This window comes from Trabulsiella odontotermitis (genome assembly GCF_030053895.1).
GTDB lineage: Bacteria > Pseudomonadota > Gammaproteobacteria > Enterobacterales > Enterobacteriaceae > Trabulsiella > Trabulsiella odontotermitis_C.
In genome coordinates, this window is record NZ_CP125781.1 from 1,407,925 (window position 1) to 1,432,221 (window position 24,297).

The following is a 24,297-nucleotide window of genomic DNA, read 5'->3' on the forward strand; positions in this document are numbered from 1 at the left end:
GGGTGGCGCTGTGCTTACCCGGCCTACAGATCCCGTCATAATTCCTCTCGGTTTTTTTCTCTTATTTTATAATCAGTAACAAACGGTTAAACCTTTTGCTTGATCGTCGTCAAGCATTGTGGGTATGGCATTAACGGCAAAAAGCGTTATAATCCCGCGATTTTTTTTGCGGCTGCCACTTCAGAGGAGAATGAGAATGAAGATTGTGGAAGTGAAACATCCACTCGTCAAACACAAGCTGGGCCTGATGCGAGAGCATGACATCAGCACTAAACGCTTTCGTGAACTGGCCTCTGAAGTCGGCAGCTTACTGACTTATGAAGCGACCTCCGATCTGGCAACCGAAAAAGTGACTATCGAAGGCTGGAACGGCCCGGTAGAAGTTGAGCAGATCAAAGGTAAGAAAATCACCGTTGTGCCTATCCTGCGTGCGGGTCTGGGCATGATGGAAGGCGTTCTGGAGCACGTTCCGAGCGCGCGCATCAGCGTGGTGGGTATCTACCGTAATGAAGAGACGCTGGAGCCGGTACCGTACTTCCAGAAACTGGTCTCCAACATCAACGAGCGCATGGCGCTGGTGGTTGACCCGATGCTGGCGACCGGCGGTTCGATGATCGCCACCATCGACCTGCTGAAAAAAGCCGGTTGCACCAGCATTAAGGTGCTGGTTCTGGTTGCGGCGCCGGAAGGTCTGGCCGCGCTGGAAAAAGCGCACCCGGATGTGGAGCTGTACACCGCATCGATTGACAAGGGATTGAACGAGCACGGATACATCATCCCGGGGCTCGGCGATGCCGGCGATAAGATTTTTGGTACGAAATGATGAGATAGCGATAAAAAAGCCGACTTTGATAGTCGGCTTTTTTTTGAATACAACAACACATGACCTATAACAACACTCGAGGAATACACTATGACGCGCCGTGCTATCGGGGTTAGTGAAAGACCACCGCTTTTGCAGACCATCCCGCTTAGTTTGCAGCACTTGTTCGCGATGTTTGGCGCAACCGTGCTGGTGCCAATCCTGTTCCACATCAACCCGGCCACCGTGCTGCTGTTTAACGGTATCGGGACGCTGCTGTATCTCTTTATCTGTAAGGGTAAAATTCCGGCCTATCTGGGCTCGAGCTTCGCCTTTATTTCACCGGTTCTGCTGCTGTTGCCGCTGGGCTATGAAGTGGCGTTGGGCGGCTTCATTATGTGCGGTGTGCTGTTCTGCATCGTCTCGTTTATCGTAAAAAAAGCCGGTACCGGCTGGCTGGATGTGATGTTCCCACCAGCAGCGATGGGGGCGATTGTCGCGGTTATCGGTCTTGAACTGGCAGGCGTTGCGGCGAACATGGCCGGGTTGCTGCCAGCAGAAGGGCAATCACCGGATTCGACCACCGTCATTATCTCACTGGTGACGCTGGCGGTAACGGTGTTTGGCTCTGTGCTGTTCCGTGGCTTCCTGGCGATTATCCCGATCCTCATCGGCGTGCTGGCGGGCTACGCGCTCTCCTTCGCGATGGGTGTGGTGGATACGACCCCGATTGCCCAGGCGCACTGGTTCGCGCTGCCGACGTTCTACACCCCGCGTTTCGAGTGGTTCGCCATTTTCACTATTCTGCCTGCGGCGCTGGTGGTGATTGCAGAACACGTTGGTCACCTGGTAGTGACGGCGAATATCGTTAAGCGCGACCTGATCCGTGATCCGGGCCTGCATCGTTCGATGTTTGCCAACGGTCTGTCGACGGTGATTTCCGGTTTCTTCGGCTCAACGCCAAACACCACGTACGGCGAAAACATCGGTGTGATGGCGATTACCCGCGTGTACAGTACCTGGGTCATTGGCGGGGCGGCGGTGATTGCGATTCTGCTTTCCTGCGTCGGCAAGCTGGCGGCGGCTATCCAGATTATCCCTGTGCCGGTGATGGGGGGCGTGTCGCTGCTGCTGTACGGGGTGATCGGCGCTTCCGGTATTCGTGTGCTGATCGAATCGAAAGTGGATTACAGCAAAGCGCAGAACCTGATCCTGACCTCCGTTATTCTGATCATCGGCGTCAGCGGTGCGAAAGTGCACATTGGCGCGGCTGAGCTGAAAGGCATGGCGCTGGCGACCATCGTGGGGATCTGTCTGAGCCTGATCTTCAAGCTTATCAGCGTACTGCGCCCGGAAGAGGTTGTTCTGGATGCCGCAGACAGCGAAGACGTGAAATCGTGATCCGGTGACCGGGCGGAAGGATCCGCCCGGTTCTCTCCGTTCCGGTTACGTGCTAAACTCGTTTCCGATTTTACGCAGTATTTTGTTGAGGTCTCTCTGAACGCACCGGCACAGCTCTCTTTGCCACTCTATCTTCCTGACGATGAAACTTTTGCGAGTTTCTGGCCGGGTGATAACCCCTCTTTTCTCGCGGCGTTGCAGAACGTTTTGCGCCAGGATCACAGCGGATATCTCTATTTCTGGTCGCGCGAAGGCGCGGGGCGCAGCCATTTGCTGCATGCCGCTTGTGCGGAGCTCTCCCAGCGCGGTGAAGCGGTTGGCTATGTGCCGCTGGATAAGCGCACCTGGTTTGTGCCGGAAGTGCTGGAGGGAATGGAGCATTTGTCGCTGGTGTGCATCGACAACATCGAGTGTGCCGCCGGGGATGAGCCCTGGGAGATGGCGATCTTTAACCTCTACAATCGCATTCTTGAATCCGGTAAAACGCGGTTGTTGATCACCGGTGATCGCCCGCCGCGCCAGTTGAATCTGGGGCTGCCGGATCTCGCCTCCCGCCTTGACTGGGGGCAAATCTATAAACTGCAGCCGTTGTCCGATGAAGACAAACTGCAGGCCTTACAGCTTCGCGCCCGCCTGCGCGGCTTTGAACTGCCGGAAGATGTTTGCCGTTTTCTGCTGAAGCGACTGGATCGTGAAATGCGCACGCTGTTTATGACGCTGGATCAGCTCGACCGCGCGTCGATCACCGCGCAGCGCAAGCTGACCATTCCGTTTGTCAAAGAGATCCTGAAGCTGTAACTTTTGTAGGCCGGATAAGCAACGCGCCATCCGGCAATATTGCCCGGCGGCGCTTCGCTTGCACGGGCCTACATCTGCAGATCATTCAGTAAATGCTGTATCAACAGCGGGATCGGCCTTCCTGACGCCACGCTTTTTCCCCCTTCACGCCACAACGCCGTGCCGCTGACATCCAGGTGCGCCCATGGAATTTCTGGCGGACAGAAGTGGTGCAACAGCCACGCTGCCGAAGCACTGATCGCCGCGTTGTTGCCCGGTGTATTGCACAGATCGGCGATGGCGCTTTCAGTCTGCGTTTTCAGCCGTGCGTCGAGCGGCAACGACCAGACTTCATCACCGGACTGTTTCCCCGCTGCCGTCAGCGCCGCACGCAGCGGTTCATCCTGTGTCATCAGACCGCTTAACGCATAGCCCAGCGCTTTAACCACCGCGCCCGTCAGTGTTGCCATATCGATGATATAGCGCGTCTGCGGATGACGCTGGCTGGCCCAGGCGATGGCGTCCGCCAGCACCAGACGGCCTTCAGCATCGGTATTGTTAATCTCAACCGTCAGACCATTACAGGCGCGTGCCACGCTGCCCGGCTGCATGGCGCCAGGTCCGATAGCGTTTTCCGCCAGCGCCAGCACGCCCATCACTCTGACCGGCAATGCCAGCGCCGCGATGCTCAGCATCAGCCCCAGCACGTTTGCCGCGCCGCACATGTCATATTTCATGGTGTACATGCCTGCGCCTTCTTTCAGCCACAGTCCGCCGGTATCGAAAGTAATACCTTTGCCGACATAGCTGCGCACCGGGCCGGTTTCCACGCCGTCATAATGGATCGCCAGCAGGCGGGGCGGGCGTTCCGAGCCTTTACCCACCGCATACAGCAGCCCCAGTCCCTGTTCAACGATGGCGCGCTCGTCGAGCACTTCACAGCGCAGAGCGGGAATGTTAGCGCACAGGCGCTGCGCCTCTTCCACCACAAACTGCGGCGTACACTGCTCAGAAGGAAGATCTGCCAGCCTACGGGCGGCGACCATGCCGTGCGCAATGGCCTGCTGCTGGCGAAGCTGTGTTTTCAGCGCGGCGGTTTGCTCCGGCTGGCACCAGACGTCGATCTGGCGCAGACGAACGGCGTCAGGCTGCGGTTTGCGCAGCCCCAGATCCATCAGAGTATGTTCAAGATTAAACAAGTAACGCAGCGCAGAGGATAACCCTGGCGCGTTTGCTGACGCATCCAGCAGCAGGCGCGGGCTGGTGGGCGCATTGAAAAGTGGACGCAGCGCCTGCGTCAGTGCATCGCGTTGTTCGTCATGCCAGATATTCAGCGGGATAAGCGTGATACGGGCAAACGGCGCGCAGCCAAAGCAGGTGTCGGCGACAGTGTTTTTCGCGCGCGCGACCATTTCACTCACCACCGGGCATGCGTCAAAAAGCGGATCAGCAAGCAGTGGGCTGCCGGGCCAGGTCACCAGATGGCAGCCCCCGGCGTGGTTATCCAGATGATTGATGATGCGGTAATCCAGCATGATTACTCCTCGATGGGGGCGCGAATGCGCGCGGCATAGGCCTGCATCCATTCGTCGTCTACCGGTTGATAATGCGTCTTTTCGCGTACGCGTTCAGCGCGAAAGACCGTCAGCGGCTGAGTGGCAGTAGCCACCACAAAAGAGAAGGTTTTGATGTTGGTGGCGGCACCGAATTCACCGTTGCGGTTCATGCACACCACCGACAGATCTCCGGCACGGCCAAAACGCGACATCAGCTTATCTTCCAGTTCGTACACCACCGAATCAGCGGCCTGCTGCGGGGTCATGCCCTGCGCCATGCGGCGGACAATTTCGTAGCTGGCGCAGCCTTTCATCAGATCTTCGCCAACGCCGGTCGCCGTCGCTGCGCCGGTCTCGCTGTCGCAGTAAAATCCGGATCCGATGATCGGCGAATCGCCAAGCCGCCCGCGCTTTTTCATAAACAGGCCGCTGGTGGAGGTGGCGACGCTCATCGAGTGATGACTGTCCAGGCCGATAATGCCGACGGTGTCGTGGCCATCATAAGGGCTTAATCCTTTATCGAGCGTTTCCCGGCATCGTTTGCGGTAATGCTGCATGGCGCGTTCGGTGAGCATCGCTTTTGCCGTAAAACCCTGGCTGAGCGCCCATTCGCGCGCCCCCTGGCCGACCAGCACGCTGTTATAACGCTGGCGGCTCAGGGCATGGGCGACTCTCACCGGGTTGGCGATATCCACCAGATTGCCCACCGCGCCAAATGCCAGCGTATCGCCATCCATAAACGCGGCATCCAGTTCCACCTCGCCGTTTTCAGTGGGTAACCCGCCGTAGCCCACCGATTTATAAAACGGAAAATCTTCCACCGCCGCAACGGCGTCAACAACGGCACCCGCGGCCGCTTTCCCTGCTGCCAGCGCAGTCGCCGAGGCGGCCACGCCTTCCAGTGCCATTCGCCAGGTGGCGATAATTCCCCACATCGTTTACTCCTGTTTTGCCAGTGCGTTGTCCGCGTCTGCGGATGCCGTGATTTCTGCGGCGCGATATTGCTTGTCGACAATACGCATGAACGGCAGATAAAGCATGGCACCGATCAGCAGATTGAGGATCTGCATCACGCTGCCGCTCAGGTGCCCGGTGACGATAAAACCACTGATCACCGGCGGCAGTGTCCAGGGAATAAACACCCCGGTGGTGACCGCCACTGCGCCAATTTTCATCGCTGCGTACTGGATGGTGACCAGCACCAGCGGCACGAGGTTAAACGGGATCAGCATGATCGGGTTCATGATCACCGGCAGACCAAACAGAATCGGCTCATTAATGTTAAAGATGGAAGCGCCCGCACCGAGCCGCGCCACTTCGCGCATGTTTTTACTGCGGGCAAAAATCAGCATGGCGATGACCAGCGACAGCGTCGCCCCGGCGCCGCCCATCCAGATCATGTCGAAAAACTGTTCTGTGATGATGTGCGGCGGGGTAACACCCGCCTGGATCGCAGCAATATTGTCGGTCTGATTTTCCATCCACAGCGGGCGGATAATCCCGTTAATCATCGAACCGGAGTTGATCCCCACCGACCACAGAATGGTAATACTGAAGACCGTCATCAGCGCGCCAAAATAAGAGGTGCCGTAATGGCGTACCGGCGTGGCGACCACGTCATAAATAAACTGGTGAATGGTGGTGTAGTGAGTGTTTTCAAACGCGATACGAATGATCAGCACCAGAATCATCACCACCAGCGCCGGAATCAGCGCCGCGAAGGATTCCTGCACCGCTGGCGGAACGCCGTCCGGCATCTTAATGACCAGTTTTTTCCGCTTCAGCCAGCAGAACAGCTCGGTCCAGATAAGCGAACCGATCATCGCCACAAACAGCCCTTTGGTGCCGATCCACTCCACCGGGATCACCGTGATCCCGCCGTTTTCCGCCACCTTGATGAACGGCGTCAGGATCAGGAAACAGACCAGCCCCAGAATGCCGCACGAGATACGGTCTTCGTTGTAATACTCCGCCAGACGAAAGGCGACCAGAAAGCCGATAAACAGCGACATCGTTGAGAACACCGCGTTAAACGGGATTTCGATAATCGCGCTCCAGCTTTCACCAAAGGCCTGAGACATAAACTGTTGATAGGTCTGGTTGGGGAACGAGGAGATAACCAGCAGGATTGAACCGACGATAATAAACGGCATGAAGGAAACATAAGCGCCGCGGATGGCACCAAGATGACGCTGTTGCGCGGTTTTTGCCGCCAGCGGCATCAGTTTTGCTTCAAGAAATCCCAGAACATTGTTCATTGTGAACTCCGTACAAGATCAAGAGACGTTGTGTGTGTTATGTAAAGGGATTATCAAAGAAAGCGGCGAGTGGAAAGGTGAAACCGCTCACAATGCCTTCGCGTGATTTATATAAATCTCATATGATTAGTTATGATTTTAGCAGGAAACGCTAATGGAAATTAAACTGCACGCCAATGCCACCACCACGCCTCGTACCCGCAAATATCTACAGGAATCAGACAAAAGCGACCGTGAACTGGCGCGTGAACTGGGCATCTCGGTCACTACCGTGCGTCGCTGGCGTAACCGCAGCCAGATTGCCGACAATCACACCACTCCGCATGTGATACACAAAGCGTTGAGACACGAACAGGAAGTGTTGATTAATGCGCTGCGGGATGTGCTGCGCGCGCCGCTGGACGAACTGCTGTTTATGGTCAACGAAGGGCTGGGTATTCCGCTTTCCAGGGCAACGCTGAACCGCTATCTGCGCCCGGCACATGAAGGCCGTAAAGAGAGCGTGTTGCAGGGGAAAAAAGCGCTGAAAGCAGGCGTGACGCCGGATACGCTGGCGTTGCATTACCGCCTGCTGGCGCTGCCGATGGACGACGGCGGCGATCATCATCTGCTATGGGCGCAGGAGCCGGTCAGCGGCTGGTGCTATGCGCGACTGTTTTCGGGGATCTCTCCGGCACTGGTGGATCACTGGCTGGATGAGGCATTAACGGCGTGTCCGGTTGAGATCCAATGTATTGAGACAGATCCCGTTAAGTGCTTCATGCTGGAAAGAAACGATGTGCTGTGTAAAACCAGTGAACACGCTGAACCGCAGGCCATCCAGACAGGCGTACCGCTGGCGGAATTGATCCCCGCGCTGGATGACCCCGATCGCACGGTGCAGCGCTTGTGTCAGTTATGGAATACGGGCAGGGCGCAGAAAAAACTGGGAGAGAAAACGCCGCAGGCTTTTCTTGAAGCACTGCGGCAGGGGGTTTAGTCGAGGATTTCTAAAACCTGCTCCGGCGGGCGGCCGATACGCGCCTTGCCGTTATGCACCACAATTGGCCGCTCGATCAGTTTAGGATGTTCTACCATCGCCAGAATCAGCGCCTCTTCCGGCAGGTCAGGATCCATCAGCGCCAGTGAGGTGTAGAGATCTTCTTTCTGGCGCAGCAATTCGCGGGCGCTGCGCATTCCGAGCATTTTCACCAGATTACGCAGCGTCGCCGCATCCGGCGGGGTTTCAAGATAGAGCACCACCTGCGGCTCCACGCCTTTCTCCTTCAGCAGGCTCAGCGTTTCACGGCTTTTGGAACAACGCGGGTTGTGATAAATCGTGACGGCGTCAGACATTATTACTCCTTACATTTTGCTGTACGGACGGAAGCGTTCCTGCAACTGGCGGAATTGATCGATACGCGCGTCGTAGCGCGCCTGTTGCAGACTTCCGAGTTTCACCTGCGAGCTGGCGCTGCTCAGCAGGGAAATGGCTTGATCAAGACGACCCACCAGCGCCATGTTTTCTGCGCGCGCGGCCAGTTCCTGATCGCGATTACCCAGCGCTGCTTCCGCCTGCGCCAGTAAATCCCAGCCGTTGGTGTCGTCTTTGTTGTTAAAAGTATAGCGGTTGAGAAGGGTTACGGCCTGGGCCGGCTGGCCGCCTTCCATATAGGCGTTGGCAAGGTTCAGTTGTAATACCGGGTTATTGCGCAGGTCGTGGGCATTTTTCAGACGGTTAATCGCTTCGCCGGTTTTTTTCTGCCCGAGATCGATATCGGTCGCCAGATCGAGATACCAGGGGTTTTGCCCGTCGGCACTCAGCAGCGGCTGCAGCAGTTTGCTCGCTTCGGCGTAATTGCTGGCGCCCATCGCCTGTAACGCCCGGCCATACTGGGCGGCGCGCTGTTCGCGCACGTTGCCTTTCGCCCAGTTGTCGAGGAGATCGCTGGTGAGCTGATTTTTACCGGAATTGTACATGCCGAGAGTTCTCGCTTTCGCCATGTAGAAATCTTCAGAGGATTGCACCACGACCGGTCGCATCTGGTTGGCGCGGTTACGCGCATCGGCGAGACGGCTTTCCGGTAACGGGTGCGTCAGCAACATTTCCGGCGGACGTGACGAATAACGAGACTGATCGAGCAGTTTTTCCATGAATGCCGGCATCGACTGGGGATCGAACCCGGAGCGTTGCAGCACCTGGATGCCGATGCGATCCGCTTCTTCTTCATTCTGACGGGTGAAGCTGATCATCCCCTGTTGGGTACCGGCCAGTGTCCCGGTCAGCGCCGCCATCCCGGCCTGCGGATTGGCCATCGCCAGTAAAATAGAGCCCAGCGCACCGACCCAGGTCAGCGGCGCGTTGCGCTTTTGATCTTCCATGGCGCGTGCCAGATGGCGCTGTGTGACGTGGGAGATTTCGTGCGCCATGACCGACGCCAGCTCGCTTTCGGTATCGGCGTAGCGGAACAGGGCGGAGTGCAGCACCACGTTGCCGCCGAAGAAGGCGAAGGCGTTCAGCTCGTCGTTATTAATCAGGAAAAAATGAAACGGGGTGCGCACGGAATAGGCGTGCGAGACCAGACGTGTACCGAGGTTATTAATGTACTGCGTTAACAGCGGGTCATTGATCAACGGCGCGCTGCCGCGCAACTGTCGCACATAATAATCTCCCATCTGCATCTCCTGACCAATGGAGAGCGTGCTTCCTGCGGAGGTGCCCATGTCCGGCAACGTATCTGCAGAGTCTGCAAAAGCGGGCAGACATTGACCCAGCGTCAGAGACGCTATCAGCGTCGCCACCAGCGTCTTTCTCAACTGCGTGAACATAACCTCAGTCCTGTAATATGGGGTGTGCCTGTTTGACCGGTGCGAAGCATGAATGTTCCACCGTGGTTCGTCATGGGAGTGTAGCTGTCTGTAAGTCGGTTGAAAATCATCTTTCTGCGACTTTTATTGTTTGTGGGAACCGTATTAAAAAGCGGAGTCTTTTTTGTGACATTTCGATACAATTCACGATCTGCAATCCCGCAACGCGTCCTAAGAAGGATTTTATGCTTGAGTTGTTAATGCAGTGGTACCGCCGCCGCTTCAGCGATCCGGAGGCGATAGCGCTGCTGGTCATTCTGCTGGCAGGGTTTGTGATCCTGTTCTTCTTCAACGGTCTTTTAGCGCCGCTGCTGGTCGCCATTGTGCTGGCGTATCTGCTGGAATGGCCAACCATCAGACTTGAGCGCATCGGTTGCTCGCGGCGCTGGGCAACGTCCATCGTGCTGGTGCTGTTTGTCGGCATTCTGCTTCTGCTGGCGCTGGTGGTGATGCCGATCGCCTGGCAGCAGGGCATTAACCTGATCCGCGATATGCCGGGCATGTTGAATCAGTTGATGAGTTATGCCGCCACGCTGCCACGCCGTTTCCCGGCGCTGATGGACGCCGGGATTGTCGACGTGGTGGCCGAGAATATGCGCAGCCGCATGCTGACGCTCGGCGATTCAGTGGTGAAATATTCACTGGCGTCGTTGGTTGGGTTGCTCACGCTCTCCGTTTACCTGGTGCTGGTGCCGCTGATGGTCTTTTTCCTCGTCAAGGATAAAGAGCAAATGCTCAATGCCGTGCGTCGCGTGTTGCCGCGTAACCGCGGGCTGGCCGGACAGGTGTGGAATGAGATGAACCAGCAGATCACCAATTACATTCGCGGCAAAGTGTTTGAGATGATTGTGGTCAGTATCGCCACCTGGATTGGCTTTGTGCTGTTCGGGCTCAATTATTCGCTGCTGCTGGCGGTACTGGTCGGTTTTTCAGTGCTCATTCCGTACATCGGTATTTTTGTCGTGACATTCCCGGTTGTGGGTGTGGCGCTGTTCCAGTTCGGTCTCAGCACCGAATTCTGGAGCGTATTTGCGGTATATCTGATTATTCAGGCGCTGGATGGCAACCTGCTGGTGCCGGTGCTGTTCTCAGAAGCCGTTAACCTGCATCCATTGGTGATTATTTTGTCAGTGGTGATTTTCGGCGGGTTGTGGGGATTCTGGGGCGTGTTCTTTGCGATTCCGCTGGCGACGCTCATCAAAGCCGTTGTCCACGCCTGGCCGGACGGCCCGGCGATTGAGGAGTAAAGTAAAAGGCCCGGTATCATTCACCGGGCCTTTATTACGCGTTCTCTTTCAGCCAGTTCAGCACCACATCGTGGTGGTTGCTGGTTTTGAAATCATCGAAAACGTGCTCAATTTTGCCGTCTGCATCAATCAGAAAACTGATGCGGTGGATGCCGTCATAGGTTTTCCCCATGAAGGACTTTTCTCCCCACACGCCAAATTGTTCGCAGACCTGATGGTCTTCATCGGAGAGCAGCGTAAAGTTCAGCAGCTCTTTTTCTGCAAAGCGGGAGAGTTTTTCAGGTTTATCGGTGCTGATGCCCAGCACTTCAACGCCCGATTTTTTTAAATCATCCATATTATCGCGCAGACCGCAGGCCTGAACTGTACAACCTGGCGTCATTGCTTTTGGGTAAAAATAGACCAGAACACGCTGTCCCTGGAAGTCGGTCAAATTTACTTGCTCACCATCCTGATCGGGCAAACTAAATTTCGGTGCGATGTCACCGGCTTTCAGTGAGTTCATTACTCAACTCCATCTTGTTCATCATGCTGTGAATAATTGACGATGCTTATACTGCCTTGTGCATTCAGTTCTGTACATAGTGCTTTAAACGCTTGCTCGATATTTGAGACTTCTTGCGAGGCCGGACTGTGTGCCGTGATTTGAATGAATAATTGCGCGGCGCTGGCGTTCTCACCGGGTTGTGTGCGGGAAACCAGTTCCGCAATGTTGGTGTTGTACGTATCGAATAATGCCGTAAACCGCTCAATGATGTGCGGCGAATCCGGCACCTCTACCTGCACCCAGACGGTGGAGGGTAACGCCTGTCGCGGACTTGCGGTGGTGCGTTTCATGACGATCAGCAGATCCAGTTCCGCGCCCTTCAATGGTAATGTTGATTCGATCAGGGTAATAGCATTCCAGCTGCCGGAAAGCAGCATGATAAAAGTGAACTCATCGCCAAGCATCGCCAGACGGCTGTCTTCAATATTACAGCCGCAGCTGCTGACATGACGGGTGATTGTATTCACGATACCAGGACGGTCAGCGCCCAGGGCGGTAATCACCAGATAGTGTTGTGATGAGGCTGTCAAACCTGTTCTTCCTGTAAAAGGTGCGGTAATCATAAGGAAAGCATAAAAAAAACCGGCATACAACATTCAGAACGGCTCTGGTCTCTTGCTTTTATTACAGGACCAAACGTACCATTGAAACTCTTGTCTGCACGTCTGCTCAGAGGATGGCCCATGTTCACGGGAAGTATAGTTGCGGTTATCACGCCGATGGATGAAAAAGGTAATGTCGATCGGCTAAGCCTGAAAAAATTGATTGATTACCATGTCGCCAATGGAACCTCGGCGATCGTTTCGGTGGGCACCACCGGAGAATCCGCCACATTAAGCCACGACGAACATGGCGATGTGGTCATGATGACGCTGGATCTGGCAGACGGGCGTATTCCCGTGATTGCCGGCACGGGAGCCAATGCAACCGCAGAGGCGATCAGCCTGACTCAGCGTTTCAATAACAGCGGCATCGTTGGCTGCCTGACGGTCACGCCGTACTATAACCGTCCGACGCAGGAAGGGTTGTTCCAGCATTTCAAAACCATCGCTGAACATACTGACCTGCCGCAAATTCTGTATAATGTGCCTTCGCGTACCGGCTGCGATATGTTGCCTGAGACCGTGGGACGCCTGGCAGAAGTAAAAAATATTGTCGGTATTAAGGAAGCCACGGGGAACTTAAGTCGTGTTCACCAGATCAAAGAGCTGGTTTCAGATGACTTTATCCTTCTGAGCGGTGATGATGCCACGGCGCTGGACTTCATGCAGCTGGGTGGTCAGGGCGTTATTTCGGTAACGGCTAACGTTGCAGCGCGCGACATGGCGGAAATGTGTAAACTGGCCGCTGAAGGTAAGTTTGCCGAAGCGCGTGTCATCAACCAGCGTCTGATGCCACTACACAATAAATTATTTGTCGAACCCAATCCGATCCCGGTGAAATGGGCCTGTAAGGAATTGGGACTTGTAGCAACCGACACGCTGCGCCTGCCGATGACGCCGATTACCGACAACGGTCGTCACATCGTCGCCAACGCGCTTAAGCACGCCGGTCTGCTGTAAAGTTTAGGGAGATTTGATGGCTTACTCAGTACAGAAGTCGCGCCTGGCGAAGGTTGCGGGTATTTCGCTTGTTCTGCTCCTCGCGGCCTGCAGCTCTGATTCGCGCTATAAGCGTCAGGTTAGCGGTGATGAATCCTATCTGGAAGCGACACCGCTTGCTGAACTTCATGCGCCTGCCGGTATGATCCTGCCGCTTCAGAACGGCGACTATAACATCCCTGTTGCCCGCAGTAATGGCGCCGTGGGTAAAGCGCTGGACATCCGTCCGCCGGCGCAGCCGTTGGCGCTGGTCAGCGGTGCCCGTACCCAATTCACTGGCGACACGGCCACGCTGTTAGTGGAAAGCGGTCGTAGCGGTTCGCTGTGGCCGCAGGTGGTGAGCATTCTTCAGGCGAAGAACTACACCATCACCAAACGTGATGATGCCTCGCAGACGTTGAGCACTGACTGGGTTGACTGGAACCGTCTTGATGAAGACGAGCAGTACCGTGGTCGCTATCAGATCTCTGTCAAACCACAGGGTTATCAGCAGGCGGTTGTCGTCAAGCTGATCAACCTCGAGCAGGGTGGCAAGCCGGTTGCTGACGCCGCCTCCATGCAGCGCTACAGCACCGAAATGCTGAACGTGATTTCTGCGGGCATCGATCAGAACGCGACTAACGCGCAGAATGCCGCGCAAGGCCGCGATGGTGCCACCTTTGACGTGCAGAGCGCCGCCGATGACACCGGCTTGCCGATGCTGGTAGTACGCGCGCCGTTCAATCAGGTGTGGGATCGCCTCCCGGCAACACTGAAGAAAGTGGGCATGGAAGTTACCGACCGCACCCGTTCTCAGGGTGACATCGCGGTGACCTACAAACCGCTCTCCGACGGCAACTGGCAGGAACTGGGTGCCCGCGATCCGGGTCTCGTCTCCGGCGACTATAAGTTGCAGGTGGGTGACCTCGATAACCGCAGCAGCCTGCAGTTCATCGACCCGAAAGGCCATACGTTAACGCAGTCTCAGAATGACGCCCTGGTCTCCGTGTTCCAGGCCGCATTTAGTAAGTAATACAACAAGGCTGGAGTATTCCAGCCTTTTTTCTGTATAGTGACGCAAACGTGTGCGTCGGCAGAAAAACGCCATTTTTATCACTTAATTTGAGTGGAGTAACAAAAGATGCAAAAGAAAGCTGAGTTGTATCGCGGCAAAGCGAAAACCGTTTACAGCACGGAAAATCCGGATCTGTTGGTGCTCGAATTCCGTAACGATACGTCAGCAGGGGATGGCGCGCGCATTGAACAGTTTGACCGCAAAGGGATGGTGAATAACAAGTTCAACCATTTCATTATGACCAAACTCGAAGCGGCAGGTATCCCGACTCAGATGGAAGCGCTGCTGTCTGATACTGAATGTCTGGTGAAAAAACTCGAGATGGTACCGGTTGAGTGCGTGGTGCGTAACCGTGCCGCAGGCTCGCTGGTCAAGCGTCTGGGCATTGAAGAGGGCATCACGCTGAACCCGCCGTTGTTCGATATGTTCCTGAAGAACGACGCCATGCATGATCCGATGGTCAACGAGTCTTACTGCGAAACCTTTGGCTGGGTGAGCAAAGAGAATCTGGCACAGATGAAAGCGCTGACTTACAAAGCCAACGATGTGCTGAAAAAACTGTTCGATGACGCGGGTCTTATCCTGGTCGACTTCAAGCTGGAGTTTGGCTTGTTTAAAGGGAAAGTGGTGCTGGGCGACGAATTCTCACCGGATGGCAGCCGTCTGTGGGACAAAGAAACGCTGGATAAAATGGACAAAGACCGTTTCCGTCAGAGCCTCGGTGGGCTGATTGAAGCCTATGAAGAGGTCGCACATCGTCTTGGTGTGAAGCTGGACTAACTGTTCCTGCCCGAAACTCAGAGGAGAATAATTCGTCCTCTGAGTTTTCTCGTTTCGTTTCCTATGGTAATCCTCCGCTGAACCGCCTACGATCTTATCTATTATCAATAAAGAGTTTGAGGTTGTTATGCGCTGGCAAGGTCGTCGCGAAAGCGACAATGTTGAAGACAGAAGAAGTGATTCCGGTCCACCGATGATGGGCGGGCGCGGGTTTCGCGTACCCACCGGCAAGGGCGGGATTATTCTGCTGGTGGTGGTGCTCGTCGCCGGTTATTACGGTGTGGATCTCACCGGTCTGCTGACCGGACAGCCGATTTCCCAGCAGTCGACGCAACCCTCTATTAGCCCGAACGATGATGAAGCGGCTAAATTTACCTCGGTGATCCTGGCAACCACGGAAGACACCTGGAGTCAGATCTTCGAGCAGTCAGGTAAACAGTATCAACAGCCGCGTCTGGTGATGTATCGCGGCGCGACCCGTACCGGCTGCGGTACCGGGCAATCGGTGATGGGGCCGTTCTACTGCCCGGCGGACAGCACCGTTTATATCGATCTCTCCTTCTACGATGACATGAAAAAGAAACTGGGCGCGGACGGTGATTTCGCACAGGGCTACGTCATCGCGCATGAAGTCGGCCACCACGTGCAGAAACTGCTCGGCATCGAACCAAAAGTACGGCAGATGCAGCAGGGGGCGTCACAGGCGCAGGTAAATCAACTGTCGGTGAAAATGGAACTGCAGGCGGACTGCTTCGCGGGCGTCTGGGGCCACACCATGCAGCAGCAGGGCGTGCTGGAAGCAGGCGATCTGGAAGAGGCGTTGAATGCGGCTGAGGCCATCGGTGATGACCGTCTGCAACAGCAAAGCCAGGGGCGCGTCGTGCCGGACAGCTTTACCCACGGCACCTCGCAACAGCGCTATACCTGGTTTAAACGCGGTTATGACGGCGGTGATCCGGCGCAATGTAATACCTTCGGCAAAGGGTTCTGAATCCGCTAATGGAGGCATTTTGCGCACTGACCGCGCGCATGAAACAGGAAGGCATTCGTCGCCTGCTGGTCATCAGCGGCGAGGCGGCGTGGAGTCTGCAGCAGGCGACGGCGCTGCAACAGCGACTGCCCGGCGACTGGCTGAAGGTCGGGCCGCAGGCGCTGCCTGAGCCGTGGTGCCCGCCAGATGCGCTGGCGAAACTGCTCGGCCGCGAGTTTCATCATGCCATTTTTGATGCCCGCCGCGGCTTTGACGTCACGGCGTTTGCCGCACTCGCCGGGACGTTGCAGGCAGGAAGCTGGCTGGTGCTACTGACGCCGCCATTTGACGACTGGCCGCAACAGCCCGATGAAGACACGCTTCGCTGGAGCGAATCCCCGCAGCCGCTTCCGGCGCCTCATTTTGTTCACCATTTCTGCCGCACCCTGGCGAACGATCCGCAGACGCTTATCTGGCGTCAGTCGCAGCCGTTCACCCTGGGGGAATATCCGGCGCGCGAGACGTGGCACCCGGCAAACGGCGAACCGGAAGCCGAACAAGCGGCGATCCTGGCGCAACTGGCCGATTGCCCGCCGGGCGTCGTGGCGGTGACGGCAGAACGCGGGCGGGGAAAATCGGCGCTGGCGGGGATGCACATTCGCCAGCTTGCGGGCACGGCAATCGTCACCGCTCCCGCGCGTGGCGCGACCGATATCATGGCCGCCTTTGCGGGTGAGCGGTTTCGCTTTATCGCGCCCGATGCGCTGCTGGCGTCACAGGAGCGCGCTGACTGGCTGATCGTCGATGAGGCGGCGGCTATCCCCTCCCCGGTACTGCAAAAGCTGGTAGCGCGCTTCCCACGCACGCTGCTGACGACCACGGTGCAGGGTTACGAAGGCACCGGGCGGGGGTTTTTGCTGAAGTTCTGCGCGCGTTTTCCTCATCTTCGCCAGTTGACACTCTCCCGTCCGATTCGCTGGGCGGCGGGCTGTCCGCTGGAAGCGGTCATTAGTGACGCGTTGCTGTTCACCGATGACAGCCTCATACATCTTCCGGCGGGTGAGCTTCGTTATGACAGCGTGGAGCCCGTTGCCTGGCAGACGCAACCCGCGTTACCCATCGGCCTGTATCAACTGCTTTCCAGCGCCCACTACCGGACCTCGCCGCTGGATTTACGCCGCATGATGGATGCCCCCGGGCAACATTTTGCCTGCGCCCGCAGCGACGCAGGGCTGGCAGGGGCATTGTGGCTGGTCGATGAAGGTGGGCTGAGCGATGGCCTCAGTCGCGCCGTCTGGGCGGGGTATCGTCGCCCGCGCGGCAATCTGGTGGCGCAGTCGCTGGCGGCGCATGGCGGAAGCCCGCTGGCCGCGACGCTTACCGGGCGACGCATCACGCGCATCGCGGTGCATCCGACGCGCCAGCGCGAAGGGATCGGTCAGGCGCTGATTGCCCGCGCCAGAGCGGCAGCGCAGGGCTGCGATTATCTCTCCGTCAGTTTTGGTTACACAACCGAGCTATGGCGGTTCTGGCAGCGCTGTGGTTTTACGCTGGTCCGCATGGGCGCGCACCGGGAAGCGAGCAGCGGTTGTTATACGGCGATGGCGCTCTTACCACTCACGGCAGCAGGCGAACAACTCACCGCGCATGAGCATCAGCGTTTATGCCGCGACGGGCAGTGGCTCGCCGCCTGGATCGACGAAAAGCTGCCGCTACCCGCGTCATCCGACACTATGCTTAGTGATGATGACTGGAATGAACTGGCGAGTTTCGCCTGGGCGCACCGGCCGTTCTTCTCTGCCGTCGGTAGCCTGAATCGCTTGCGGCTGGCGGTCGATGTCGCGCTTCCTCTGCTGCGGGGGCGGTTGCACCAGCAGAGCGAAGCACAGCTGTGTTCCGTTGCCGGGCTGAGCGGGCGTAAAGCGCTGCTGGTGCGGTTACGCCATGAGACGGCGCAGGCGCTGGTAGCGCTCGATGCACAGCGGGCCGCTCAGTTACAACATCAGGTGCAGCAACTGCAATTTTTTTAACGAACTCATTCAGTTAAATGGCATGGTCATTTCCGGGCTGAGTTCTACAATGGCAGGCACTAAGGAGACCGTTATGAAACACGAACATTTTGTCGTCCAGAGTCCTGCTAAACCCGCGCAACAACTGCTGCTGTTGTTTCATGGCGTGGGGGATAACCCGGTGGCGATGGGTGAAATTGGCAGCTGGTTTGCGCCCCTGTTCCCGGATGCGCTGATCGTCAGTATTGGTGGTACAGAGCCGGGCGCCGTTGCGCCGGGGCGTCAGTGGTTTTCGGTGCAGGGGGTAACGGAAGAGAGCCGTCAGGCACGCGTGGACGCCATCATGCCGACCTTTATCGACGTCGTGCGCTACTGGCAGACGCAGAGTGGCGTCGGGCCGCTGGCGACGGCGCTGATCGGTTTCTCGCAAGGAGCGATCATGGCGCTGGAAGGGGTAAAAGCCGAGCCGAATCTGGCCTCGCGAGTGATCGCCTTTAATGGCCGTTTCGCTACCTTGCCGACCACCGCCACCACCGCCACGACAGTGCATTTGATTCACGGCGGTGAAGACCGGGTGATTGAACTGTCACACGCGGTCGCCGCTCAGGAGGCGTTATTGAACGCCGGTGGCGACGTCACGCTGGATATTGTCGATGATCTCGGTCACGCCATTGACGATCGCAGTATGCAACTGGCGCTCGACCATCTGCGCTATACTGTACCGAAACACTATTTCGATGAAGCGCTGAGCGGCGGTAAGCCCAACGACGACGATATTATCGAACTATTGTGATCGTGTTACCCGGCGGCGTTTCGCCTGCCGGGCAACATTCACTTCTTCGGCTGGTCTTTGTCCGGCCAGTCGTCATCATCATCCCACTTATCGTTAAAATCACGATGCGGGGGAAGCTCCGGTTTGTTGGCAAGAAACTTCTTGTGGTCGACCCGGCTGAGATCTTTAATCACGTTAATGATGACCCCCACCAGAAACACCAGCACCAGTATCCACCAGTATTTTGCCAGCCATTCCATGTGCGTTACCTCTTAAGTCAAAATTATTAAGCGACGAGCTGTTCCATGATGCGCTGATACATGCGGGCAAGGATCTGAAGATCAGCGGCGTTAACGCATTCATTAATTTTGTGAATGGTCGCGTTCACCGGCCCAAGCTCAACCACCTGCGCACCCATTCGCGCAATGAAACGTCCGTCGGATGTTCCGCCCGTGGTCAGCAACTGTGGCTTAATTTCATTATAGTGCTCAATGGCATTGACCACCGCATCCACCAGTTTTCCGCGTTCGGTCAGGAACGGCTGACCGGAAAGCCACCAGTCAACGGTGTAACGCAACTGATATTTTTCCAGCAGTGCGACGACCTGTGCTTTGATCATCTCATCGGTCAATTCGGTGCTGAAACGGAAATTGAACTGCACGAACAGATCGCCTGGGATCACGTTGTTGCTGCCGGTACCGGCCTGGATGTTGGCAATCTGCATGCTGGTCGGCGGGAAAAATTCATTACCGCGATCCCACTCAATGCCCACCAGTTCCAGCAGCCACGGTGCCGCGCGGTGTACCGGGTTGTCAGCGAGATGCGGATACGCCACGTGACCCTGCACGCCATGAATCGTCAGGTTGCAGGTCAGGGAGCCACGACGACCATTTTTGACCACATCGCCCACCACCGCAGTGCTGGACGGTTCGCCCACCAGGCAGTAGTCGAGACGCTCATGGCGCTCCATCAGCGCTTCAACCACTTTCACCGTGCCGTTTTTCGCCGAGGCTTCTTCATCAGAGGTGATAAGAAACGCCAGACGACCGTTGTGGTTCGGATGCTGCGCGACGAAACGTTCGGCGGCAACCACCATTGCTGCCAGCGAACCTTTCATGTCGGCAGCACCGCGACCAAACAGCATGCCGTCGCGGATCGTCGGTTCAAACGGCGGGTTGATCCAGCGGTCGGCGTCGCCCGCCGGGACCACATCGGTATGGCCGGCAAATGCCAGCGTTTCGCCTTTTCCGCGCCAGGCCCAGAAGTTTTGGGTATCGCCGAAGTCGAGATGCTCGACGGTAAAGCCAATATTACGCAGGCGTTCAATCATTAACGCCTGACACCCCGCATCATCCGGGCTGAGAGAGGGGCGGCGAATAAGCTGTTGGGCCAGCTCGATGACCGGGCACGACATAGACTACACCTCACATAAAAAAGTCATCATTACTCAGGAATGATTCTGAAAATGGGTCTGATAACTGGAATCACTGAAACCCAGCAGCATAGGCTGACCGGGCGCGCAGAGCAATGGGCGTTTAATAATCGCCGGCATTTCGAGCATTAACGCGGCAGCAGCATCGGCGTTGTCAACCCTGGCGCGTACGGATTCGTCCAGTTTTCGCCAGGTCGTACCGCGGGTGTTCAGCAGCACTTCCCAGCCTGATTCTGCGATAAAACTGCGTAATAATGCATCATCCAGCCCGTCAACGCGGTAGTCATGGAAGCGATAATCGATCTGATGCGCCTCCAGCCAGCGGCGGGCTTTTTTTATGGTGTCGCAGTTTTTGATGCCGTACATGACGATCATGGTTAATCCTTTTGTTTTTAAGCAGGTGAATTTGTCAGATTATTCGAATAGTAAGGAGGCGAAGAATAATACACGAAAGTATTATCAGGGCATAATTTCTGATTATGCATTGCATGATAATGCAGCATTTAAAATAGGTACAAGTGTACGCTGAAAAAAACTCGGATAATCCGCCGTGGCGGTATTTCAAAATATTGCTGCAAGTCACAATAAATTTAGCCCGGTCGGTTCATATTTAACTCACGCCAGCACCTGTCCGCTGGCTTCGGTAATCACAGCGATTGGTTCAATGATCTTCACATTCACAATCAATTTACGTAGACTACTGAGAATTATAAGAGAGGTCGTTATGATTGAACGTGAACTGGGGAACTGGAAAGACTTTATTGAAGTTATGCTTCGTAAATGATTCCGGAAAGAAAAGCAATGGTACAGAATATGTAAAATATTCTGACTTAAATCGAATCAGATAAAAGGCGACCCGTTAAAGGTCGCCTTTTTCGTTATATATTCTGAACAATAAAGAAGGCGACCCGAAAGTCGCCTGATGTTTATTTCTGCCGTTCACGTAGCGGGAAACGTCGCCGTACCAGTACAAAGAACAAAGGCACGAAGAAGATTGCTAGAATGGTCGCGGAAATCATCCCGCCCATCACGCCGGTACCCACCGCATGCTGGCTGCCGGAACCGGCGCCAGTACTGGTCGCCATCGGCAGCACGCCGAAGATAAAAGCCAGCGAAGTCATCAGAATCGGTCGTAGACGCTGACGGCAGGCTTCCAGCGTCGCAGTTAACAGATCTTCGCCTTTCTCATTCCTTTCGTTGGCGAATTCCACAATCAGAATAGCGTTTTTCGCCGACAGGCCGATGACCGTCAATAGCCCCACCTGGAAATAGACATCGTTTTCCAGCCCGCGCATCCAGGTCGCCAGCAGCGCGCCGATAACCCCCAGCGGTACCACCAGCATGACGGAGAACGGTACTGACCAGCTCTCATACAGTGCCGCCAGACAGAGGAAAACCACCAGCAGCGAAACGGCATACAGCGCCGGTGCCTGCGCCCCGGATAAACGCTCCTGATAGGACATCGCCGTCCATTCGAGGCCGAAACCGCCAGGAAGCTGACGCACCAGGTTTTCCATAATGTCCATCGCGGTACCCGTACTGACACCGGTCGCTGCTTCCCCCACCACTTCGACCGCCGAATAACCGTTGTAACGCTCAAGGCGCGGTGAGCCGGTTTCCCAGTGTGAGGTGGCGAAGGAGGAGAAGGGCACCATGGTGCCGCTGGCGTTGCGTACGTACCAGCGGCCAATATCGTCAGGCAGCATGCGATATTTGGCGGCAGACTGAACGTAGACTTTCTTCACGCGACCGCGATCCATAAAGTCGTTCACGTAGCTCGACCCCCATGCGGTTTGCAGCGTGTCGTTGATATCGTCGATAGACACACCAAGCGCCTGCGCCTTGCGCTGATCGATATCGATCTGCAACTGCGGACTGTCATCCAGACCGTTGTGGCGCACGCGCGTCAGGCGATCGTCTTTGGCAGCCAGTTCCAGAAGCTGGTCTCGCGCCGCCATCAGCGCGTCATGCCCGGCACCAGCGTGGTCCTGAAGTTCCATATCAAAGCCCGCCGAACTGCCCAGCCCGCTGATCGCCGGTGGGTTGTTGGCAAAGACTCGCGCTTCGTTGATCTTCGCGAAGGCTTTCGTTGCCCGTTCGATAATGGCAAACGAGGTGCCGGTTTTGCTGTCACGCTCGTCCCAGTCTTTCAGACGGATAAACATCCGCGCGACGTTCTGTCCGTTACCGCCAGGGCCGGAACCGACGGTGGCGAAAATTGAGGTCACATTGTCTTTTTCATGACTGAAGAAATAGTCTTCCACTTTCTCCACCACTTTCAGCGTCTGCTGCTGCGTTGAGCCGCTTGGCAACTGAATTGAGGTGAGGAACATGCCGCGGTCTTCCTGCGGCAGGAAGGAGGTTGGCAGGCGCAGGAACAATACCACCATGGCGGCCAGCAACAGGACGTAAATCAGCATCCAGCGCAGGCTGCGGTGCAGAATTTTACCGACGTACGTTTCGTAGCGGCGCGCGTTGGCGTTGAAATGACGGTTAAACCAGCCGAAGAAACCGCGCTGACCGTGATGCTCGCCTTTATTAAGCGGTTTGAGCAGCGTGGCGCAGAGTGCTGGTGTCAGGATCATCGCCACCAGTACCGACAGCACCATCGCGGACACAATAGTGACCGAGAACTGACGGTAAATCGCCCCGGTAGTGCCGCCAAAGAAGGCCATCGGAATAAAGACCGCCGACAGCACCATTGCAATCCCTACCAGCGCGCCCTGGATTTGGCCCATCGATTTGCGCGTGGCATCGCGTGGCGACAGGCCTTCTTCACTCATAATACGTTCCACGTTTTCCACCACCACGATCGCATCGTCCACCAGCAGACCGATGGCGAGCACCGTGGCGAACATGGTGAGGGTGTTGATGCTGTAACCGAAAGCGTAAAGGATGGCGAACGTTCCCAGCAGAACCACCGGAACGGCAATCGTCGGGATAAGCGTGGCGCGGAAATTTTGCAGGAACAGATACATCACCAGGAAGACCAGCAAAATGGCCTCCAGCAGGGTTTTCACTACATCGGTAATCGACGCTTTGACAAACGAGGTGGTTTCATACGCGATTTTGTATTCCAGCCCGTGGGGGAAATACTCTGACAGCTCATTAAGCCGCGAGATAACGCGTTCCGCCGTCGCCATTTCGTTGGCGCCGGAGGCGAGCTTAACCCCCAGCCCGGACGCCGCGTTACGGTTATAGCGACTCAGGTAATCATATTTCTCCGCCCCCATCTCGACGGTGGCGACATCGCCCAGCGTCACGACAGAACCATCCTGATTCACGCGCAGGGTAATGTCCCGGAATTGCTGTGGCGTCTGCAACAGGGACTGTGAGTTGATCGTGGCGTTCAGCGCCTGTTTGTCCACCGACGGCGTGCCGCCTAACTGACCGACGGCGATCTGCGCGTTTTGTGAGGAGATAGCGTCGGTGACGTCCTGCGTCGTCATTTGCACGCTGTTAAGTTTGGTCGGATCGAGCCAGATACGCATGGAATACTGCGAGCCATAAGCGTCGATGTCACCGACGCCGTTAACGCGGCTCAGCGGATCCTGAATGTTACTGGCGACGTAGTCGGCGATATCCTGCTTATCCATACTGCCGTCCGTCGACACGAAGGCAATGGTCAGAATGTTGGTGTCACCGGTTTTACGCACCGTCACCCCTTGCGTCTGCACCGCCTGCGGCAGCTTACGCATCGCTGACTGCAACTGGTTTTGCACCTGCTGCACGGCTTCATCCGGATCGGTCCCTGCGGCGAAGTTCAGCGTAATGCTTGCCTGGCCTGTAGAGCTGCTTTGTGACGACATGTACATCAGGTTGTCGAGACCAGTCATGTTCTGCTCGATCACCTGCGTAACGGTATTTTCCAGTGTCTGTGCGGAAGCGCCCGGGTAGTTGGCGTTGATGCGTACGTTCGGTGGCGCAAGGTCGGGATATTGTTCCACCGGTAACGACAAAATGGCCAGCGTGCCGGTTAAGCACAACAGGATGGCCAGTACCCAGGCAAAAATGGGGCGATCAATAAAGAAATTCGCCATTGCAATCAGAACCTCATAATGCGTGTTTTATTGTTATCACGTTGGTCGTCACACTGTAGCCGCAAGGGCTGAAGCAATCGTGGAGAAAAAAAGGAGATAGTGTAAATAATCATGCGTCTTTACCGCGTGTCCATACAAAACTGATCTTCTCCACGGAAACCCCTTGTAGCATGGTGAATGAAACGTAGTTTCATTGCAGCGGAA

At 56.1% G+C, this 24,297-nt stretch carries 23 protein-coding genes; 12 read left to right on the top strand and 11 right to left on the bottom strand.

Annotation, left to right across the window (positions count from 1 at the left end):
• Nucleotides 1-196: 196 nt before the first annotated feature.
• The 3 genes from upp to QMG90_RS06745 all read left to right on the top strand — a co-directional run bounded on the left by upp (nt 197) and on the right by QMG90_RS06745 (nt 3,001).
• A complete protein-coding gene (gene upp, locus QMG90_RS06735) occupies nt 197-823 on the top strand; it encodes a uracil phosphoribosyltransferase (protein ID WP_054179438.1) in 627 nt (208 codons plus the stop codon).
• Nucleotides 824-913: 90 nt separating this feature from the next.
• Complete coding sequence (gene uraA / locus QMG90_RS06740; protein WP_283283104.1) at nt 914-2,203, top strand: uracil permease; 1,290 nt, start codon at nt 914-916, stop codon at nt 2,201-2,203.
• 96 nt (nt 2,204-2,299) lie between these two features.
• Entirely contained in the window at nt 2,300-3,001 is a 702-nt protein-coding gene (locus QMG90_RS06745; protein WP_072011962.1) for a DnaA inactivator Hda, read from the top strand.
• Between the two features lie 68 nt (nt 3,002-3,069).
• On the opposite strand, the gene QMG90_RS06750 is transcribed toward QMG90_RS06745, so the two are convergent.
• The 3 genes from QMG90_RS06750 to QMG90_RS06760 are packed head-to-tail and all read right to left on the bottom strand — an operon-like array spanning nt 3,070 to nt 6,794.
• Nucleotides 3,070-4,515, bottom strand: a complete 1,446-nt coding sequence (locus tag QMG90_RS06750) for a leucyl aminopeptidase family protein (RefSeq protein WP_283283105.1) — start codon at nt 4,513-4,515, stop codon at nt 3,070-3,072.
• A gap of 2 nt (nt 4,516-4,517) precedes the next feature.
• On the bottom strand, nt 4,518-5,471 hold the full coding sequence (locus QMG90_RS06755) for a glycosylasparaginase (protein ID WP_283283106.1): 954 nt from the start codon (nt 5,469-5,471) through the stop codon (nt 4,518-4,520).
• A 3-nt stretch (nt 5,472-5,474) separates the two neighbouring features.
• Nucleotides 5,475-6,794, bottom strand: coding sequence for a PTS sugar transporter subunit IIC (locus QMG90_RS06760; protein WP_283283107.1), 1,320 nt, complete (start codon nt 6,792-6,794; stop codon nt 5,475-5,477).
• A 154-nt stretch (nt 6,795-6,948) separates the two neighbouring features.
• Between QMG90_RS06760 and QMG90_RS06765 the strand changes: the two genes are divergently transcribed.
• Nucleotides 6,949-7,773 (top strand): helix-turn-helix domain-containing protein, encoded by an 825-nt coding sequence (locus QMG90_RS06765; RefSeq protein WP_283283108.1) that lies wholly within the window; start codon nt 6,949-6,951, stop codon nt 7,771-7,773.
• On the opposite strand, the gene arsC is transcribed toward QMG90_RS06765, so the two are convergent.
• Both arsC and bepA read right to left on the bottom strand, forming a co-directional pair.
• Complete coding sequence (arsC, locus tag QMG90_RS06770) at nt 7,770-8,129, bottom strand: arsenate reductase (glutaredoxin) (protein WP_283283109.1); 360 nt, start codon at nt 8,127-8,129, stop codon at nt 7,770-7,772. The genes QMG90_RS06765 and arsC overlap by 4 nt on opposite strands.
• 9 nt (nt 8,130-8,138) lie before the next feature.
• The gene (bepA, locus tag QMG90_RS06775) at nt 8,139-9,602 is read right to left on the bottom strand and encodes a beta-barrel assembly-enhancing protease (protein WP_283283110.1); all 1,464 of its coding nucleotides are present in this window, start codon (nt 9,600-9,602) and stop codon (nt 8,139-8,141) included.
• Between the two features lie 224 nt (nt 9,603-9,826).
• Between bepA and QMG90_RS06780 the strand changes: the two genes are divergently transcribed.
• A complete protein-coding gene (locus QMG90_RS06780; RefSeq protein ID WP_283283111.1) occupies nt 9,827-10,888 on the top strand; it encodes an AI-2E family transporter in 1,062 nt (353 codons plus the stop codon).
• A gap of 34 nt (nt 10,889-10,922) precedes the next feature.
• Here QMG90_RS06780 and bcp read toward each other — a convergent pair whose 3' ends face one another.
• The gene (bcp, locus tag QMG90_RS06785; protein ID WP_283283112.1) at nt 10,923-11,393 is read right to left on the bottom strand and encodes a thioredoxin-dependent thiol peroxidase; all 471 of its coding nucleotides are present in this window, start codon (nt 11,391-11,393) and stop codon (nt 10,923-10,925) included.
• Nucleotides 11,393-11,965 (bottom strand): glycine cleavage system transcriptional repressor, encoded by a 573-nt coding sequence (locus QMG90_RS06790; protein WP_054179447.1) that lies wholly within the window; start codon nt 11,963-11,965, stop codon nt 11,393-11,395. Before QMG90_RS06790 ends, bcp begins: the two co-directional genes overlap by 1 nt.
• Before the next feature lie 153 nt (nt 11,966-12,118).
• On the opposite strand from QMG90_RS06790, the gene dapA reads away from it, so the two are divergent.
• The 6 genes from dapA (at nt 12,119) to ypfH (ending at nt 18,642) form a co-directional block, all read left to right on the top strand.
• A complete protein-coding gene (gene dapA / locus QMG90_RS06795) occupies nt 12,119-12,997 on the top strand; it encodes a 4-hydroxy-tetrahydrodipicolinate synthase (RefSeq protein WP_283283113.1) in 879 nt (292 codons plus the stop codon).
• A gap of 16 nt (nt 12,998-13,013) precedes the next feature.
• Nucleotides 13,014-14,048 carry an outer membrane protein assembly factor BamC gene (gene bamC / locus QMG90_RS06800; RefSeq protein WP_283283114.1) on the top strand — a complete coding sequence of 345 codons (1,035 nt, stop codon included), beginning with the start codon at nt 13,014-13,016 and terminating at the stop codon, nt 14,046-14,048.
• A gap of 108 nt (nt 14,049-14,156) precedes the next feature.
• Nucleotides 14,157-14,870, top strand: a complete 714-nt coding sequence (gene purC / locus QMG90_RS06805) for a phosphoribosylaminoimidazolesuccinocarboxamide synthase (RefSeq protein WP_283283115.1) — start codon at nt 14,157-14,159, stop codon at nt 14,868-14,870.
• A 127-nt stretch (nt 14,871-14,997) separates the two neighbouring features.
• Nucleotides 14,998-15,861: a KPN_02809 family neutral zinc metallopeptidase gene (gene ypfJ, locus QMG90_RS06810; RefSeq protein WP_283283116.1), complete on the top strand. Its 864-nt coding sequence runs from the start codon at nt 14,998-15,000 to the stop codon at nt 15,859-15,861.
• An 8-nt stretch (nt 15,862-15,869) separates the two neighbouring features.
• Nucleotides 15,870-17,870, top strand: a complete 2,001-nt coding sequence (locus tag QMG90_RS06815; RefSeq protein ID WP_283283117.1) for a tRNA(Met) cytidine acetyltransferase TmcA — start codon at nt 15,870-15,872, stop codon at nt 17,868-17,870.
• Between the two features lie 73 nt (nt 17,871-17,943).
• Nucleotides 17,944-18,642: an esterase gene (gene ypfH, locus QMG90_RS06820; protein WP_283283118.1), complete on the top strand. Its 699-nt coding sequence runs from the start codon at nt 17,944-17,946 to the stop codon at nt 18,640-18,642.
• 38 nt (nt 18,643-18,680) lie between these two features.
• On the opposite strand, the gene QMG90_RS06825 is transcribed toward ypfH, so the two are convergent.
• The 3 genes from QMG90_RS06825 to QMG90_RS06835 are packed head-to-tail and all read right to left on the bottom strand — an operon-like array spanning nt 18,681 to nt 20,428.
• Nucleotides 18,681-18,881, bottom strand: coding sequence for a YpfN family protein (locus QMG90_RS06825; RefSeq protein ID WP_054179453.1), 201 nt, complete (start codon nt 18,879-18,881; stop codon nt 18,681-18,683).
• Between the two features lie 26 nt (nt 18,882-18,907).
• The gene (gene dapE / locus QMG90_RS06830) at nt 18,908-20,035 is read right to left on the bottom strand and encodes a succinyl-diaminopimelate desuccinylase (protein ID WP_283283119.1); all 1,128 of its coding nucleotides are present in this window, start codon (nt 20,033-20,035) and stop codon (nt 18,908-18,910) included.
• Nucleotides 20,036-20,068: 33 nt separating this feature from the next.
• Nucleotides 20,069-20,428: an ArsC family reductase gene (locus QMG90_RS06835; protein ID WP_283283120.1), complete on the bottom strand. Its 360-nt coding sequence runs from the start codon at nt 20,426-20,428 to the stop codon at nt 20,069-20,071.
• A gap of 349 nt (nt 20,429-20,777) precedes the next feature.
• Between QMG90_RS06835 and ypfM the strand changes: the two genes are divergently transcribed.
• A complete protein-coding gene (gene ypfM, locus QMG90_RS06840; protein ID WP_001386977.1) occupies nt 20,778-20,837 on the top strand; it encodes a protein YpfM in 60 nt (19 codons plus the stop codon).
• 142 nt (nt 20,838-20,979) lie between these two features.
• Here ypfM and acrD read toward each other — a convergent pair whose 3' ends face one another.
• Nucleotides 20,980-24,093: a multidrug efflux RND transporter permease AcrD gene (gene acrD, locus QMG90_RS06845; protein ID WP_283283121.1), complete on the bottom strand. Its 3,114-nt coding sequence runs from the start codon at nt 24,091-24,093 to the stop codon at nt 20,980-20,982.
• Nucleotides 24,094-24,297: the final 204 nt, after the last annotated feature.

Coding starts and splice junctions, on each gene's coding strand:
- bamC (WP_283283114.1), top strand. CDS start 13,014: ATGGCTTACTCAGTACAGAAGTCGCGCCTGGCGAAGGTTGCGGGTATT.
- bepA (WP_283283110.1), bottom strand. CDS start 9,602: ATGTTCACGCAGTTGAGAAAGACGCTGGTGGCGACGCTGATAGCGTCT.
- uraA (WP_283283104.1), top strand. CDS start 914: ATGACGCGCCGTGCTATCGGGGTTAGTGAAAGACCACCGCTTTTGCAG.
- QMG90_RS06815 (WP_283283117.1), top strand. CDS start 15,870: ATGGAGGCATTTTGCGCACTGACCGCGCGCATGAAACAGGAAGGCATT.
- QMG90_RS06765 (WP_283283108.1), top strand. CDS start 6,949: ATGGAAATTAAACTGCACGCCAATGCCACCACCACGCCTCGTACCCGC.
- purC (WP_283283115.1), top strand. CDS start 14,157: ATGCAAAAGAAAGCTGAGTTGTATCGCGGCAAAGCGAAAACCGTTTAC.
- QMG90_RS06760 (WP_283283107.1), bottom strand. CDS start 6,794: ATGAACAATGTTCTGGGATTTCTTGAAGCAAAACTGATGCCGCTGGCG.
- bcp (WP_283283112.1), bottom strand. CDS start 11,393: ATGAACTCACTGAAAGCCGGTGACATCGCACCGAAATTTAGTTTGCCC.
- QMG90_RS06750 (WP_283283105.1), bottom strand. CDS start 4,515: ATGCTGGATTACCGCATCATCAATCATCTGGATAACCACGCCGGGGGC.
- QMG90_RS06780 (WP_283283111.1), top strand. CDS start 9,827: ATGCTTGAGTTGTTAATGCAGTGGTACCGCCGCCGCTTCAGCGATCCG.
- upp (WP_054179438.1), top strand. CDS start 197: ATGAAGATTGTGGAAGTGAAACATCCACTCGTCAAACACAAGCTGGGC.
- QMG90_RS06835 (WP_283283120.1), bottom strand. CDS start 20,428: ATGATCGTCATGTACGGCATCAAAAACTGCGACACCATAAAAAAAGCC.
- arsC (WP_283283109.1), bottom strand. CDS start 8,129: ATGTCTGACGCCGTCACGATTTATCACAACCCGCGTTGTTCCAAAAGC.
- QMG90_RS06825 (WP_054179453.1), bottom strand. CDS start 18,881: ATGGAATGGCTGGCAAAATACTGGTGGATACTGGTGCTGGTGTTTCTG.
- ypfJ (WP_283283116.1), top strand. CDS start 14,998: ATGCGCTGGCAAGGTCGTCGCGAAAGCGACAATGTTGAAGACAGAAGA.
- dapA (WP_283283113.1), top strand. CDS start 12,119: ATGTTCACGGGAAGTATAGTTGCGGTTATCACGCCGATGGATGAAAAA.
- QMG90_RS06755 (WP_283283106.1), bottom strand. CDS start 5,471: ATGTGGGGAATTATCGCCACCTGGCGAATGGCACTGGAAGGCGTGGCC.
- acrD (WP_283283121.1), bottom strand. CDS start 24,093: ATGGCGAATTTCTTTATTGATCGCCCCATTTTTGCCTGGGTACTGGCC.
- ypfH (WP_283283118.1), top strand. CDS start 17,944: ATGAAACACGAACATTTTGTCGTCCAGAGTCCTGCTAAACCCGCGCAA.
- dapE (WP_283283119.1), bottom strand. CDS start 20,035: ATGTCGTGCCCGGTCATCGAGCTGGCCCAACAGCTTATTCGCCGCCCC.